Here is a 16,385-nt window from a genome sequence, read left to right as displayed (position 1 = left end):
TTAGCGCTCCATGTTACCGGGTATGCATTAGCTAGAGGTTATAGTCCAAACGCTGTTGACCTTCCTTGAGATCTAAGCGTTGTCGAAGCTGTCGAGATCTCACCTTGGAGATGGCATCCAAAATGAGATCCCCTTGCCAATACTCATCTTCTTGACCGTATAAATGTTGCTGTAGATCCATCACCAATAGATTTATCGTTTGGTTATTTGCGTATTCGCAAACGGATTCTAGCGACTGTATTTCAGGTGCAGCCCAAAAGCTTTGAGCCCACTCAACTAAACGCAATTGAGCAACATTGGGATTGTTTTGGTTGCAGGCGATAGAGAAAGCTTGAAACGTGTTTTTCTCTGTTATCTCAAACGCAACCCGCTTTTGTTCCTCTTCAAAGAACGAATGATCAGGTTCTTCTTCAGATTGCTTTTTAATATTTCGCAGATGGTTAAACGTATAGATAAAGGCCAGAGTCGCTGCAATACTGATCCCTGTTAAAATCCAAACTAAAACCGTGATCGAACCAGAGGACCCCTCTTTATCTGATTCAGAGCTGTTGGTAGGGGTAACCGCAGGTGTAACTTCAATTTTCCTCTGGGTGATGGCGGCTGTCTGTCCTTTATCGGCAGCGGTATTCCACCAAGGAATGTCGATTGAAGGCAAGATGATCTCTTTGCTATTGCTAGGTGTAATTTCTAGTTCTTCCACTCGTTGACTGATAACGCCTTGCTCGGTCATGCGTTCTTCTAAAACGACATTAAGCAGGGTGATGGTGGCATTAGGATTTTGTAATGATGCCATCGAGGGTAGAGAAGAAGAGGGTAAACCTTCAGCTTCTAGTTTAATTATCCTTGTTAGCTTGTCAGATTGACTAACCTGATTGAGTTCTTCCAAGTTGTCTTCAATATAGATCGATGTGGCTGGAAGCCATAACTTGCGTGTGTTTTGATTAGCGGGTGGTAATACCGAAAGCAATAGAGGTTCACTATTCAGTTCGACCACTGTGTTGTTCGATAGAGTGGTTGAGAAAAACACCGGGCTAATCTCTACTTCGCCTTCCTGAAGTGGGAACAGAGTATAGCTTGTTTCGGTGACATTATAGTTTTGACCACGTACAACACTGGTATATTGCTTTTGTTCTTCTAACGGCTTGATGATCGCATCAGCTGATTCTGGCGCTGTTAAATTTGCATCCAAAGGTAATGGAGCAAGATGGAAAACCTTCGAGCGTAAAATCGCCTGCCCATTTACGTAAAGTTCATCTTTATCAAGGCTGGATTCTAGAAAGATCGCTCTGCCAGTGCCTTCTGCTAGTTCAGGATTATCATTAGCGGGTAGCACTGAAATTGGCAGTTCTTGACTGGCTTGCTGCCCTACAAAGATAGAAGGAATAACTTGCTCGCCGTCCCTTCGAGGTTTTAGTTGTAGCACCCAACGTGTTTTTGTCGTTACCGATCCTGTGGTATGGCTCGAGACCGTGACTTTGCGTGTGCCAACAATATTAAAGTCTTTTTGTAATTGGCTTAGGTTTGGCCGAGTGACATCTTGCTGGTCAGTTTCTAAGGTCAGCGTGATTTTTTGACCTAAATAGAGGGTGCTTGTATCTAGAGAAGAAGATACTTTAGCTTGAGCTTGAAAAGCAGTGAAAGCCAGTAGAAAGAAAAAGTGAGAAGAAATAAATCGCAATGGAATCCTCGCGCTATCATCGCTGGCTGTAGCTTACAGAGGGTTTGGACTGTAAGTCATAATTATAATTTTCGTTTTATTATGAGTAATCCTGCAGGGTGAATCAACGTATTCCGGTTTAATAATTGTTTGATTATTTTTGCTCTCGCATGTTTCGTTTCTGGTGATTTCTAGTTCTTTAAGCCGTTAATAATTTGTTTGTATCAAACGTTTTTGTACTTAAACGGCTGTTGGCTACATTTTGTCTATACTTTTGATTATTTAAGAAAAATTGAGGGTTGCAGATGGAATACCTAGGCCAGGATGAAAAAGCTAATCTGTTAAAAACACTGTGCCAAGAATTAGAAGATCGATTACCGAAAGAAAGGTCTGAAGCCTTGGTTGAGTTTGCAACTCTATATTACTCATCCGCTTCCTTAGCTGATTTACTCGAATGGAAGTTAGAAGATCTCTACGGTTCGACGCTTGCTTGCTGGCAGTTTCTTCAAGAGCGTAAAGCCGGGCAGGTGAAGGTTAGGGTATTTAACCCCGATTACGAGCTACATGGGTGGCAATCGACTCATACCGTGATTGAAGTCTTGCAGAAGGATATTCCCTTCCTAGTTGATTCTCTGCGAATGGAGCTTAATCGACGTAATTTAACCATTCACGCCATACATAATGCGGTTGTGACTTTGAAAAGGGATGATAAAGGCGGCTTATCTTCTCTACTCAAAAAGGACAGTCGAGCTAAAAATTCTCAAAGAGAATCATTAGTTTCGATCGAGGTTGATAGGCATTCGGATACAGCGGATCTTCAAGACTTGGAGCAAGCACTACGAAATGTCCTTGAAGACGTAACTATGGTGGTAGAAGACTTTGAGCCTATGGTTGAGCGATGCGATGCTCAAGCAGTCATTTTCTCAAAGGCGATCAAAGGCTTTGATGCTGAGATTACGTCGGAAGTGCATGACTTTATTAAGTGGTTAAAGGATCACTTTACCTTCTTAGGTTATGACGAATACCAACTAGTAGAGAAGAAAGGGAAGAAAACCCTCGAAGCTATTCCGGGTAGTCAGCTCGGTTTGCTGAAATTCTGTGATGAACATTGCCGTTCTGCTTTAGTTAATGAAAATGATCGTGATGCCGAAGGTTTTGTTCTAATACCCGATATTCTCTCCTTTACGAAATCCAATCGAGCATCCAGTGTCCATCGTCCGACCTACCCTGATTACATCAGTATCAAACAATACAATAAGAAGGGTGAAGTGATAGGTGAGTGCCGATTCTTAGGCTTGTATACCTCCAGTGTTTATATTCAGAGCTCCCGCCAAATTCCAATTGTACGCCGTAAGGTAGATGCGATTATGGAGAAATCTGGGTTGCACCGTCATGGCCATGACTGGAAGGAGTTGCTACAGATTCTAGAGATTCATCCTCGAGATGATCTATTTCAGGTATCAGTAGATGATCTCTATCGCACTGTTATTGGCGTGCTCCAAATCCATGAAAGACGCCAGATACGTCTGTTTGTGCGTCGTGATTACTTTGGTCAGTTTTATTCCTGTTTGGTTTATTCACCAAGAGATATCTACAGTACTGACTTTAGACACAAAATTCAGTCATTGTTGATGGAACAGTTAAATTGTACTCATGCCGATTTCACAACCTATTTTTCCGAATCGATCCTGACTCGTACGCAGTTTATTTTGCGTGGGGACAATATTATTGAAGAGTTTGATTCAGATAAATTAGAGCGGGTGGTAAGACTGGCTGCACGAAGCTGGTGTGATGACCTAAAAGATGTTTTGGTTGAAACGCTTGGTGAGGAAGCGGGTATTCGGGTTTACAACCAATTTGGTAGTGGTTTCCCTGCGAGCTATAGCGCTGATTTCTCCGCTAGAACTGCGGTTGTGGATCTACAGCATATAGAAAAATTATCTGATCAAGCACCATTACAACTTAGTTTCTACCAAGCGTTAGAGAGGGAGGATAATTGCCTTAACTTCAAACTATTCAGTTTAGGTGCCTCTTTGCCCTTGTCTGATGTTATCCCTGTACTCGAAAATTTGGGGTTAAGGGTCATAGACGAGCACCCTTACAAAATTGAAAGTAAGCGCGACCTAGTGTGGATTCATGATTTTAATCTTCACTACACAGGTGCTGGCACAGTTTCACTATCAACCCTCAAAGAGGTATTTGAGGAGGCCTTCCTTAAAATTTGGCAAAGTGAAGCTGCAAATGATGAGTTTAACCGTCTTGTGTTAGCTGGCAATGTCGGCTGGCGCGAGGTGGCGATGCTTCGTGCGTATGCTGCGTATATGAAACAGATAAGTTTTCCAATCAGTCCAGAAGCGATTAGTACGACGCTAAATTCATACGTCGATATAGCCGCCAAGATTGTTCAGTTCTTTAAAGCACGGTTTGAACCGGGTAACACGGCCGATCAAGAAGCGGTTGAATCCACTATTATCGACGCGTTAGAGGATGTAAGTAGTTTGAATGATGATCGCGTGATTCGTCAGTATTTATTACTTATCAAGGCAACGCTGCGGACAAACTTCTATCAAAAAGATAGGCAAAATCTTAAAAGCTATTTCTCTTTTAAATTGTCCCCTGATGAAATCCCAGATATGCCGTTACCGCGGCCCAAATATGAGATTTTCGTCTACTCACCTAAGGTGGAGGGTGTTCATCTTCGCGGCGGTAAGGTGGCCCGTGGTGGTTTACGTTGGTCCGACCGAATGGAAGATTACCGCACTGAGGTTTTAGGCTTAGTTAAAGCGCAGCAAGTTAAAAATGCAGTGATCGTGCCTGTTGGAGCCAAAGGTGGCTTTGTTGCTAAATCATTGCACGATGGCATGAGTCGTGAGGAGTGGTTTGAAGAGGGTGTTAGCTGTTACAAGACGTTTATTAGTGGTCTCTTGGATATTACAGATAACCTTGTTGAAGGTGAGGTGAGCCCGCCTGCCGATGTGGTTCGTCATGATGAAGATGACACTTATCTCGTAGTGGCTGCAGACAAAGGTACGGCAACTTTTTCAGACATCGCTAACGAATTGGCGCAATCTTATGGTTTCTGGTTAGGTGATGCGTTTGCCTCGGGTGGTAGCCAAGGCTACGACCATAAGAAAATGGGGATCACCGCAAGAGGTGCTTGGGTATCAGTTGAGCGGCATTTCCGCGAGATGGGTGTAAACACCGATAAAGATGACTTTACGGTGATTGGCATAGGCGATATGTCAGGTGATGTATTTGGTAATGGTATGTTGCTGTCGAAGCATATTCGCCTGGTAGCTGCGTTTAACCATCTACATATCTTTATAGACCCAAATCCAGATGCTGCGAAAAGCTGGAAAGAGCGTGATCGTTTATTCAAACTGCCTCGTTCAGCATGGACCGATTATGATGCGAAATTAATCTCAGAAGGCGGTGGTGTCTTTGAGCGCTCTGCCAAATCGATCACTCTGTCTCCACAAATGCAGGCGCTTATTGGTGAAAAGATAGCGACTGTTACCCCGAATGATCTCCTGAATAAACTGCTAAAAGCGCCAGTAGATCTAGTCTGGAATGGCGGGATTGGTACTTATGTTAAGGCAAGTACCGAGACTGATGCGGATATCGGCGATAAAGCCAATGACGCTCTGCGAATAGATGGTCAAGAGCTGTCTTGTAAAGTTGTAGGTGAGGGCGGTAACTTGGGGATGAGTCAGCTGGCGCGAATGGAATATGCGCTAGCTGGTGGCCGCATGAACACCGACTTTATCGATAATGCTGCAGGTGTGGATTGCTCTGACCATGAGGTCAATATCAAAATCCTCCTCAATCAGGTCGTTGCTAATGGTGACATGACTGAGAAGCAGCGAAATACATTGCTTGAAGAGATGACTGATGAAGTTGCGTCCTTAGTTTTGAAAAATAACTATCGACAAGTTCAAGCGATCTCTATGGCTGAGTCCCGATCTTTTGAAGGGATGGCAGAGTATCAGCGTTACATCACCAACATGGAATCGGCAGGTAAACTTGATCGAGCGCTAGAGTTCCTTCCTACCGATGAGGTCCTGAATGAACGACGGGCATCGAAAAAGGGGTTAAGCCGCCCAGAGCTATCGGTTCTGATCTCATACAGTAAAGCTGAGCTTAAAGAATCGTTGAGCCTATCGTTTATTCCTGATGATGAGTATTTGTCACAAGAGTTGTTTACTGCCTTTCCTGAGAGATTGGTTTCTGAGTTTGGTGATCAACTAAAAGCTCACCGTCTAAGCCGAGAAATCATCGGCACTCAAATCGCGAACCACATGGTTAATATGATGGGAGTGAACTTTGTTGACCGCTTACGCATTTCAACGGGGGCCGATGAGGCGGCAATCGCTAGAGCTTATGTACTCGCTCGTGATGTATTCGGTATTGAGAATCTTTGGCAGCAGATTGAAAAGCTCGATCATAAAGTTAGCAGTGATATCCAATTAGAGATGATGCACGAGCTACAACATCTGATGCGTCGAGCTACGCGTTGGTTTGTTCGTAACCGCCGTGCGGAAGTAGATTGCGAGAACGAGGTTGATAGTTTTAGAGCTCAGCTAGGAAAAATAGTCCCTAAACAGGAAAAATTACTCAGAGGAGAGCCATTAACACGTTGGGAGAGTGCGCTCAGTCGCTATCAGGAAGCAGGTGTGCCGAGTAAGTTGGCTAAATTCATCTCGGGTGCACGTTGTTTATACGCCTCTTTAGGTGTAATTGAGGTTGCTGATGAAGCGGACGTGCCACCAGATCAGGTGGCTCAAGTTTATTTCGGTTTAGGGCAGCGTTTGGAATTGGATTGGCTGTCTAGAAAGCTCAGCAAGTTGAGTGTTGATAATTACTGGCAGGCGTTGGCGCGAGAAGCATTTAGGGATGATTTGGATTGGCAGCAACGTGCTTTAGTTGCCACAGCTATTAAGGGGCGTGTAAAAGGTTGTACTGTGGAGCAGGTGATTGATAAATGGTGCACAGAAAATGAGTGGTTGCTTGATCGCTGGCAAAATGTCCTTAATGAAGTTAAAAGTGCTAAAAAACAAGAGTATGCAATGTATACTGTCGCGTTGAGAGAGTTGTTTGATTTGGCTAAAACAAGCCAGTTTAATACCTGAACGTGTATATGAGGTTCATTCCTCTAGATAGTATTGTATGAAAGCAATTTTGGTTGATATTCGGATTAGTTCTGAAAAGTTTTTAATGTTGTATCAAGGGGTCGCGGAAACTGTTTATACCCGATCCCTTGATGGTCGTAGCGTACAGTTCCCCGCTAGAATTTTAAAACCATTTCTACTACGTGATGGAATTAATGGTCGGTTTAAAATTCTGTTTGACGATCAAGGTAAATATCAGGGGATAGAGAAACTGAGTTAGTGTAATAAATGCACCAGTTTGGTGATTCTTTATAACTTTTGGGAGTTAACATTGTCACTCTTAGTGCTCAATGCTGTTATTCCATCCTCGCCTCGCCTATAATCGGGCCAAAATTTTTACTAGGACCTGATTATGTTGTATTCACTGACTCGATCTTTGATGTTTCAGCTTGATCCCGAACTTTCTCACAACGTAGCGCTTCATTCGATGAATCTTGCGTCTTCTTTGGGAGTAAATAAGCTTCTGGGCGCTGAAGTACTATCTGATCCTGTTCAGGTGATGGGAATTGATTTTCCAAACCGTGTAGGTTTAGCAGCAGGTCTAGATAAGAACGGCATTGCAGTGGATGGTATGGCTGCCATGGGCTTCGGTTTTGTTGAAGTAGGTACAGTTACTCCACGTCCACAAGATGGTAATCCCAAACCACGTATTTTCCGTTTGCCAGAACAGCAAGCGATCATCAACCGTATGGGTTTTAACAACGGTGGTGTTGATAAACTGCTCTCTAATCTGGATAAGAGCGTTTATAAAGGTGTTCTGGGTATCAACATCGGCAAAAACAAAGATACGCCAAACGAAAAAGCGAATGACGATTACCTATACTGTCTTCGTAAGGTTTACGGACGTGCGTCTTACATTACTGTTAACGTATCTTCACCGAATACACCTGGCCTTCGTACTCTTCAATACGGCGAGTCGTTAAACAGCTTATTGGATGCTCTCAAATCCGAACAAGCTAAATTGGCTAAGTTCCATGATCGCTATGTTCCTATTGCGGTAAAAATTGCACCAGATATGACAGATGAAGAGCTTGCACTGGTTGCTGCTTCTTTAAAGTCTTACGAGATGGATGGTGTGATTGCGACCAATACAACCCTATCTCGTGATGGTGTTGAAGGGCTTGAGTTTGCAGATGAAGCGGGTGGCCTATCAGGCGCACCAGTACGCAATAAATCAACTAAAGTGATTCGTACTCTGGCACAAGAGCTCGATGGTGCATTACCAATTATTGGTGTAGGCGGAATCACTGAAGGTTTTGATGCGGCAGAAAAGATTGAAGCTGGTGCAAGTTTGGTACAAATTTATTCTGGGTTTATCTACCGTGGACCTTCATTGGTTGCGGATTCTGTGAAAGCAATTAAGCAGCTTTCAGAATAAGAGCAGGTAATAAAAAGGCTCCCCTCGGGGAGCCTGAAAATTCTGTTTAGTGTAGAGCTGGGTCGGATTGTATTGCTGATACTCCTTCCATACCGCTCCAGTGAGCTTCGCGTCCTTGGCGCCATCCGCTCATCCAATGGCTTCTGAGATCTGATGTATTCACGGGACAGTTATCCCGGGACTTACCGCTTAATCCTGCTTGAAAACCTCGATTAAAAAGTGTGCTAGTACGATCACGCTTTTGTCTCTTCATATTGATTGAGCCTCTCTTCGTGTTTTAGTTTTTGAGAGCAGCGGTTCCTTGAGACATGGTACCCGCTTAAAATCTGCCTGCAGGTTGTAAGTTTTGCAGCCAGACTTCTATAAATATCGGAAAATAGATCATAGTGCGATTGAATATGACTATCATGATATTAATGCTTGATAAAAATAGTTAGTGTGTGGGTGCAAAAAAACGATTGCATTCATAAAGTTAGTCAAAAAGTTGGTTTTTGAACAGCAGGGTGAATTTTTTTCATGTCTGTTGTTAATTAAGTGAAATATTTGCTGAGTAAAGATGCGTATGAAACTGTTTCTGACATGCCCTAAGGGCCTAGAGTTGCTTCTTGAAGAGGAGTTACAGCGCTTGGGTGTTACTGAGACCAAGCAAACAGTGGCAGGGGTTCAATGCCAAGGCGAGCTGGAAGATGCTTACCGTATCTGTTTATGGTCGCGTTTGGCAAACAGGGTTCTACTTCCGCTTCATGAAGGTGAAGCAGAAACAGCTGATGATCTTTACAAGGCTGTTCAGCAAATAGACTGGCTTGAACACATGCGTAGTGAAGGTACGCTATTAATTGATTTTAGCGGTCAAACTCGCGGTATTAACAATACCCACTTTGGTGCGTTAAAAGTTAAGGACGCCATTGTTGATCAAATTCGAGATAAAACTGGTGCTCGCCCAAGTATCGACAAAGTTGCTCCTGATCTTCGTATTAATGTGCGTATGCACCGAGGCAAAATCACCGTTGCTCTAGATATGTCGGGTGATAGTTTGCACCGACGTGCATATCGTCTAAAAGCCGGTGAAGCGCCAATGAAGGAAAACTTGGCAGCTGCTATTTTGATTCGTAGTGGTTGGCCGGAGCGTTCTTCTGAATCCGGTTTGGTTTTTGATCCAATGTGCGGTTCAGGTACATTGCTGATTGAGGCTGCGCTGATGGCGGCTGATATTGCGCCGGGTTTACAGCGTAAGCGTTTCGGATTCTCTCGCTGGACAGGCCACAAGCGCGATGTTTGGGAAGGTCTTGTTGCGGAGGCTCAAGCACGTAAAGTAAAAGGTTTGCTGGCATTAGAAGCGAACCTAATTGGTAGTGATCAAGATAGTAAGGTTTTACGTGCAGCTCGGCAGAATGCAGAAAGGGCAGGTGTGGCGGACTTTATTGAATTTACAACGTGCCGCCTAGAAGATCTGGATCGCAATACGCTTCCTGAAGGTAAAGGTTTACTGATTACCAACCCGCCTTATGGTGAGCGTCTGGGTGAAACTCAGCAGTTGATGTTCTTGTATCGACACCTTGGCGATAAGCTAAAAGAGCAATTTGCTGGTTGGACGGCTTCAATTTTTACCTCTAACCCAGATCTTTGTAAGGTCACAGGTCTACGTGCAGATAAGCAATATAAGCTGTTTAACGGTGCGCTTGAAAGTCGTTTGTTTATCTATCCTGTGTCTGAGCAGAGAGCTGAGAAGCAAGAGGGCCAAGAGGGTGAGCCAGCTCCTTTGAGTGAAGGGGCGCAGATGTTTGCTAATCGTTTGAAGAAAAACCGTAAACAGCTAGCTAAGTGGGTTAAACGCGACAATATAGAGAGCTACCGTCTCTACGATGCGGATATTCCAGAGTATTCTGTTGCGGTAGATATCTACAAAGACGAAGTGCATGTCCAAGAATATGCCGCGCCTAAGAAGATTGATCCGGTAAAAACATTTGCTCGTCTACAAGATGTGATGAATGCTTTACCGGTAACCCTAGAGGTATCTCCAGAAAAGGTGATCTTAAAGCAGCGTAAGAAACAGCAGGGTGTTAACCAGTATGAAAAGCACTCTGAAACTCACCGCTTCAAAGAGATCAACGAGCACGGCTGTCGTTTGCTGGTTAACTTGCACGACTATCTGGATACCGGTTTATTCTTGGATCACCGAGCAATTCGTAATCAGATTCAGAAAGAAGCAACTGGTAAGGATTTCTTAAACCTGTTCTGTTACACAGGCACTGCTTCGGTGCATGCTGCTAAAGGTGGTGCTAAATCTACAACCAGTGTTGATATGTCGGCTACCTATCTTAACTGGGCTAAGCGAAATTTAGATCTAAATGGCCTAGATACAAAAGAGCATCAGCAAGTTCAAGCGGACTGCTTGAAGTGGTTGCGGATGCAAAGAGGGCCAGCATACGATCTAATTTTTATGGATCCTCCAACGTTTTCTAACTCCAAGCGGATGGCTGGAGTGCTTGATGTGCAGCGCGACCACGTAGACCTTATAGAAGGCGCTATGCGCTGTTTACGTGCAGATGGGGTGTTGTACTTCTCCAATAACTACCGTCGCTTTAAGTTGGATTACGACGCGTTGTCCGAATTCGAGATCGAGGAGATTACACAATCTACACTAGATCCGGATTTTAAGCGTAATTCAAAAATTCATTGTTGTTTCCGTATTCGTCATAAGTGATTGTGCTCGCAAATTGTGCGCTTTAATAAATTTGGCACATATAGTGCTTACTATTAAGGCATAAAAAATTTGTTACTAGCACTATTTTGGTGAATTGCAGTTTAAGCTGCTATGTTTCGGGGCTTTTAAGCCTGGTTGGCATAGCGGCAGCAATATCACAGAATAATATGCACTATAATAGTGCACCAAAATGAAGCGCAGTTTTAGGTTGTGGTTCTAATATGGTGCACAAAAAGAAACGGGAGACACCAAGTGGAAAACGTCAACAGCGCAGTTGAGACGCTTATTCAGAGTTCTAATACTCTATTCATTCTGATGGGGGCGATCATGGTCTTTGCCATGCATGCCGGCTTTGCTTTTCTTGAAGTTGGTACGGTTCGCCACAAAAACCAAGTGAATGCGTTAGTTAAAATTCTGACCGATTTTGGTTTTTCTGCCATGGCTTACTTCTTTGTAGGTTATTGGGTTGCTTACGGCGTCACTTTCTTCTCTCCTGCTGCTGAATTGGCTGCAAATAACGGTTATGAGCTAGTTAAGTTCTTCTTCTTAATGACGTTTGCGGCTGCTATTCCTGCAATCGTTTCGGGTGGTATTGCTGAGCGTGCTAAGTTCTGGCCGTTCTTGATTGCCTCATCTCTTATCGTGGCGTTTGTATATCCGTTCTTCGAAGGCATTATCTGGAATGGTAACTTTGGTTTCCAGGATTGGTTAGAAGCTAATTTTGGTGCTGCATTCCATGACTTTGCAGGTTCTGTTGTGGTGCACGGTGTAGGTGGCTGGTTGGCGCTAGTTGCTGTGATCATGCTGGGTATTCGAAATGGTCGATATAAAGGTGGTCGTCTTGTTGCTTTCCCACCATCTAATATTCCTTTCTTAGCGTTAGGTGCTTGGATTCTATGTATTGGTTGGTTCGGCTTTAACGTAATGTCTGCTCAGACTATGGATGGTATCTCTGGTCTAGTAGCCGTTAATACGCTAATGGCGATGGTTGGCGGTATTATTACTGCGCTGATTTTTGGTAAAAATGACCCTGGCTTTATCCATAACGGTCCTTTGGCTGGTTTGGTTGCTGTATGTGCTGGTTCAGACGTAATGCACCCTATGGGTTCTTTAGTTGTAGGTGCTGTTGCCGGTGCAATTTTTGTCTTCTTGTTCACAATTCAGCAGAACAAATGGAAGATCGATGATGTGTTGGGTGTATGGCCGCTACATGGTGTTTGTGGTGTGTGGGGTGCTATTGCTTGCGGTATTTTCGGTACTGAAGCGCTTGGCGGTCTAGGTGGTGTTAGCCTTATGTCACAATTAATCGGTTCGCTAGCGGGTATTGCGGTAGCTGTGATCGGCGGCGTTGTTGTTTATGGTGGCGTACGTGCTGTTTCTGGCTTGCGTTTGACTCAAGAGGAAGAGTATAACGGTGCTGACCTATCTATCCATAAGATTGAATCTACTAGCGATAACTAATCTGTTGCTTTAGATCTATTGAAAAAGCCGGGCATTGCCCGGCTTTTTTGTTGGTGTGATTAGTTAAATATCGCTTGTCTGAATTTTTGTAGCTTAGAAAAAATAAAATCAGAACGTTCTTTTTTTCCTTTCTCTGTGTAGTACTGCATATCTATTACGCCTGATTCTGTTCTTTTTAGCATTCGTGCTTGCTGACTTAAGCCGTCATAGCCCCAGTCCGTTGTTGGTACTTCATCTAAGACTACATAGCTAGTAGGTGTTAAAGGGCCAATTTCGTTATCTAATAGTTGGTTAAATGCACTAAGTGCATCGGACTTTTCTTTTTCAGTATTAGTGCCTTTGCTGATTTTGGCATTCACGTATGCAGATACCGAATTGGTAGCTAATTTATTGCCGATAAACCAATGCTCTTTATCTATTTTTGTAATACTTACGGCGGTTAATTTTGCGTTTTTATGAAGAATATTAGCCATGATATTTGTTGTACCTTCGACTAGGTTTTTGATCTGTAATTGGGTTAAGTCGCTGGATACATGTATTGATATGTAAGGCATAACGCTCTCCTTGTCTGTTTAAATCCAGCTTACGCTCTCATAAGTATTATTAAAAATGATTAATATCGTTTATATTGATAAGTAAATACGATCAAAAAGAGGCAGGCATGGCGCAGCCCAATATAAGTACTGAATTATTGAGAACTTTCCTTGCGGTGGTTGAAAGGGATGGTTTTATTCGGGCAGCAGAATCCCTGCATAAGACGCAATCCACGGTGAGTCAGCAGATTAAAAAATTGGAGCTGGAGTTGGGTGCTGTTCTTTTTCGTCCTAACGGCCGTAAACGGTTGTTGACACATGAAGGGGAGATGTTGGTCGGTTACGCAAGAAAGATGCTAGCGTTGCAGGACGATGCGATAGCGAGCTTGGCGAGTAGTGGTGAGCTGGGGGAGATAAAGGTGGGTGTCTCTCAGGGTGTTGCGGAAACCGTATTGCCAGAGCTTTTGGCTGGTTTTTCTAGGAAGAACCCTGCGGTGAGGTTGTTTGTGGAAACCGGTTATAGCGATGAATTGGAGTTAGGGTACGAGCGGGGCGATTATGATCTTATAGTCACGTTATCGTTGAGTGGCTCAGGGAAGGGGGAGGTTTTAGGAGGTGAGCCATTGGCGTGGATTGGCCCTGAGGGCTTTTCTTGGTCGTTGGGAAGGGAGTTACCTATGGCGTCATATTCCAAAGCTTGCCAGTTTAGGCGGGTTTCTATTGAATCTCTCGATCAGTCAGGAATTCCATGGCGTCTGGTTTATACCTCGTCAAGCTATCAGGGGCTTATGGCGGCAGTTAAGTGTGGTTTGGGTGTTACTGTAAGGCCGAGGAGTGCTGTGCTGCCGGGGGTTGAGTTGATAGGAGAGCGTCTTGGTTTGCCTGAGTTACCAATGATTTATACATCGTTGCGTTATAGGCGAGATATCAATGTTGCGAATGAATTGGCGGAAACGTTTAGATTGGCGTCGCTTGGGGTTCGGTAAATTGAATTATAGAGATAATAAAAAAGCCGCATAAAGCGGCTTTTTTGTGGTTGGTTCGTCTTATTTCTCAGGGTATGAGCGCTGAGTTGGGCCAGTGTAAAGCTGGCGTGGACGACCAATTTTGTTAGGGCTGCTGTGGAACTCGTTCCAGTGAGAGATCCAGCCGATTGTACGAGACAATGCAAAGATCACTGTAAACATGTTGGTTGGGATGCCAATTGCTTTCAGGATGATGCCGGAGTAGAAGTCTACGTTCGGGTATAGTTTTCGAGCAGCAAAATACTCGTCTTCGATAGCGATTGTCTCAAGACGTTTCGCGATCTTAAGTAGAGGATCGTTTTCCAGGCCTAGTTCAGCCAGTACTTCGTCACAAGACTTCTTCATTACGCGTGCGCGTGGGTCGAAGTTGCGATATACGCGGTGACCGAAGCCCATTAGGCGGAATGGGTCGTTTGGATCTTTTGCTTTAGCAACGAATTCATCAATGCGTGACTCATCGCCGATCTCTTCAAGCATGTTAAGTACAGCTTCGTTAGCACCGCCGTGAGCTGGGCCCCAAAGTGCAGCGATACCAGAAGCGATACATGCGAATGGGTTGGCACCAGAAGAACCTGCAAGACGCACTGTAGAAGTGGATGCGTTCTGCTCGTGGTCAGCGTGTAGTACGAAGATGCGGTCCATTGCTTTCTCAAGTACAGGGTTAACTTGATACTCTTCGCATGGTGTACCGAACATCATCTGCAGGAAGTTACCTGCATAGCTCAGATCGTTACGTGGGTACATAAACGGCTGGCCGTTTGAGTACTTGAAGCACATCGCAGCGATAGTTGGCATTTTCGCGATTAGCCGGTATGCGCAAACTTCACGGTGATGTTCGTTATCGATATCTAGAGAGTCATGGTAGAACGAAGAAAGAGCGCCAACCACGCCGCACATGATCGCCATTGGGTGAGCGTCACGACGGAAACCGTTATAGAAGTGGTTTAGTTGCTCATGAACCATTGTGTGGTTCTTCACTGTTTCTACGAATTTAGCCTTTTGCTCTGCATCTGGCAGTTCGCCGTTCAATAGTAGGTAGCACACTTCCATGTAGTCTGATTTTTCTGCTAGCTCGTCGATAGCATAGCCGCCGTGCAATAGCACGCCTTTGCCGCCATCGATAAAAGTGATGCTAGAGTCACACGCAGCTGTGGAAACAAAACCAGGATCGTACGTGAACAGGCCTTTGCCAGTCAGTGGGCGCACATCAATTACGTCTGGACCTAGAGTGCCTGAATACACCGGCAGCTCAATAGCTTCATCCAGACCGTCGACTGTTAAACGTGCTTTCTTATCAGCCATTAAAAGGCTCCTATCATTATGTTTTAGTTCTGTTTTGACTTTCTTATTAGTCAGATCTAAGAGTCTTGGCCCGATAAATTGGACCCACACAATATAGAGACTGAAAAAAGTTTGTCAATCCGACTAAATGGGTTAGTTACCGCAACGCAGCAAAAACGACTGAATTTTTGCAGGATTGGTACTAAGGCTGAATAGTCATTTGGTTGTACGACTTTTGATATGCCGTAAAGTCCTAGACAAAAGGCGAACAGCGCAGTGTTTGCGTTGTATTGTCAAAGTGAAATGCTTATACTCTCGCCCCGAAGTTTATCCCTAGTTTATGTCCTATTATATTAGTTCATATATTATGGATATGCTTGAGGAGCGAGGTACTTATCTTCAACACTTCCGAGCAACCGAGCCCTGCAAAGGGGCCGTAAAAAGTGTGAACAAGAGCCGTGAATAAGAAAAGACCTGTAAATTTAGATCTTCAAACTATCAAAATGCCGCTACCGGCGATTACATCCATCCTGCATCGTGTGACAGGCGTGGCGCTATTTTTTGGTGCTGTGTTTGCTATGTATGCTTTGGGTTTGTCTCTGGAATCAGAAGCGGGCTTCAATGAAGCTGTTGATATGTTTGAGAATGGCTTCTTCGCGAAGCTTATAGCGTGGGGAAGTGTATCAGCATTGCTATACCACTTCTTCGCGGGCATCAAACACCTGGTAATGGATTTTGGCCACTGTGAAGAACTTGAAAGTGGTCAAATGGCAGCGAAAGTGACCTTGGGTCTAGCTGTTGCAGCAATCCTCATTTCGGGAGTATGGATATGGTAACTAGTATTACTAGCTTTGGCCGTAGTGGCCTGTATGACTGGATGATTCAGCGTGTAAGCGCGGTAATCCTAGCTGTATACACAATCTTTATGATTGGTTATCTAGCATTTGGCGCAGAACTAACTTACGAAATGTGGGTTGGTTTGTTCGAAGGAACAGCGATGCGCATCTTTACAATGCTAGCGCTACTATCCTTTGCTGCACACGTATGGATCGGTATGTGGTCTGTTTCTACTGACTATATTAAGCCAACGGGTATCCGTTTCGTGTTTCAATCTGCATGTGGTCTCCTGACGTTTATCTACGTTGTGTGGGGCATTCAGATTTTGTGGGGTGTTTAAA

General features: G+C 44.2%; 12 protein-coding genes. 8 read left to right on the top strand and 4 right to left on the bottom strand.

Features of this window, described 5'->3' with window-relative positions; all coding sequences use genetic code 11:
* Window positions 1–31: 31 nt before the first annotated feature.
* Window positions 32–1,678 carry a BatD family protein gene (locus ACMXYT_RS10145; RefSeq protein WP_415898568.1) on the bottom strand — a complete coding sequence of 549 codons (1,647 nt, stop codon included), beginning with the start codon at window positions 1,676–1,678 and terminating at the stop codon, window positions 32–34.
* Window positions 1,679–1,962: 284 nt separating this feature from the next.
* On the opposite strand from ACMXYT_RS10145, the gene ACMXYT_RS10140 reads away from it, so the two are divergent.
* From ACMXYT_RS10140 to ACMXYT_RS10130, 3 genes are all read left to right on the top strand, one after another.
* Window positions 1,963–6,786 carry an NAD-glutamate dehydrogenase gene (locus ACMXYT_RS10140; RefSeq protein ID WP_415911394.1) on the top strand — a complete coding sequence of 1,608 codons (4,824 nt, stop codon included), beginning with the start codon at window positions 1,963–1,965 and terminating at the stop codon, window positions 6,784–6,786.
* 37 nt (window positions 6,787–6,823) lie between these two features.
* Window positions 6,824–7,045, top strand: a complete 222-nt coding sequence (locus ACMXYT_RS10135; RefSeq protein ID WP_415884175.1) for a DUF2835 domain-containing protein — start codon at window positions 6,824–6,826, stop codon at window positions 7,043–7,045.
* A 132-nt stretch (window positions 7,046–7,177) separates the two neighbouring features.
* Entirely contained in the window at window positions 7,178–8,203 is a 1,026-nt protein-coding gene (locus ACMXYT_RS10130; RefSeq protein ID WP_415884176.1) for a quinone-dependent dihydroorotate dehydrogenase, read from the top strand.
* Window positions 8,204–8,249: 46 nt separating this feature from the next.
* On the opposite strand, the gene rmf is transcribed toward ACMXYT_RS10130, so the two are convergent.
* Window positions 8,250–8,456 carry a ribosome modulation factor gene (rmf, locus tag ACMXYT_RS10125; RefSeq protein ID WP_415884177.1) on the bottom strand — a complete coding sequence of 69 codons (207 nt, stop codon included), beginning with the start codon at window positions 8,454–8,456 and terminating at the stop codon, window positions 8,250–8,252.
* Window positions 8,457–8,765: 309 nt separating this feature from the next.
* Between rmf and rlmKL the strand changes: the two genes are divergently transcribed.
* The gene (gene rlmKL, locus ACMXYT_RS10120; protein ID WP_415898566.1) at window positions 8,766–10,907 is read left to right on the top strand and encodes a bifunctional 23S rRNA (guanine(2069)-N(7))-methyltransferase RlmK/23S rRNA (guanine(2445)-N(2))-methyltransferase RlmL; all 2,142 of its coding nucleotides are present in this window, start codon (window positions 8,766–8,768) and stop codon (window positions 10,905–10,907) included.
* A 252-nt stretch (window positions 10,908–11,159) separates the two neighbouring features.
* Complete coding sequence (locus tag ACMXYT_RS10115) at window positions 11,160–12,368, top strand: ammonium transporter (RefSeq protein ID WP_415898565.1); 1,209 nt, start codon at window positions 11,160–11,162, stop codon at window positions 12,366–12,368.
* Window positions 12,369–12,427: 59 nt separating this feature from the next.
* On the opposite strand, the gene ACMXYT_RS10110 is transcribed toward ACMXYT_RS10115, so the two are convergent.
* Entirely contained in the window at window positions 12,428–12,922 is a 495-nt protein-coding gene (locus tag ACMXYT_RS10110) for a tautomerase family protein (protein WP_415898564.1), read from the bottom strand.
* A gap of 107 nt (window positions 12,923–13,029) precedes the next feature.
* On the opposite strand from ACMXYT_RS10110, the gene ACMXYT_RS10105 reads away from it, so the two are divergent.
* Window positions 13,030–13,887, top strand: coding sequence for a LysR substrate-binding domain-containing protein (locus ACMXYT_RS10105; RefSeq protein ID WP_415898563.1), 858 nt, complete (start codon window positions 13,030–13,032; stop codon window positions 13,885–13,887).
* A 60-nt stretch (window positions 13,888–13,947) separates the two neighbouring features.
* Here the strand turns inward: ACMXYT_RS10105 and gltA are convergent, their stop codons facing one another.
* Window positions 13,948–15,228: a citrate synthase gene (gene gltA / locus ACMXYT_RS10100; RefSeq protein ID WP_415898562.1), complete on the bottom strand. Its 1,281-nt coding sequence runs from the start codon at window positions 15,226–15,228 to the stop codon at window positions 13,948–13,950.
* 437 nt (window positions 15,229–15,665) lie between these two features.
* Here gltA and sdhC point away from each other — a divergent pair, with 437 nt between their 5' ends.
* Together sdhC and sdhD are read left to right on the top strand one after the other, a co-directional pair.
* Window positions 15,666–16,043 carry a succinate dehydrogenase, cytochrome b556 subunit gene (gene sdhC, locus ACMXYT_RS10095; RefSeq protein ID WP_415884183.1) on the top strand — a complete coding sequence of 126 codons (378 nt, stop codon included), beginning with the start codon at window positions 15,666–15,668 and terminating at the stop codon, window positions 16,041–16,043.
* Window positions 16,037–16,384, top strand: a complete 348-nt coding sequence (sdhD, locus tag ACMXYT_RS10090; RefSeq protein ID WP_415887749.1) for a succinate dehydrogenase, hydrophobic membrane anchor protein — start codon at window positions 16,037–16,039, stop codon at window positions 16,382–16,384. Before sdhC ends, sdhD begins: the two co-directional genes overlap by 7 nt.
* Window position 16,385: the final 1 nt, after the last annotated feature.

Source organism: Neptuniibacter sp. QD37_11 (assembly GCF_047778105.1).
In the GTDB taxonomy this organism is placed as follows: domain Bacteria; phylum Pseudomonadota; class Gammaproteobacteria; order Pseudomonadales; family Balneatricaceae; genus Neptuniibacter.
The sequence above is the reverse complement of the archived record's forward strand: the minus strand, read 5'-3'. Positions and strand labels throughout refer to the sequence as shown.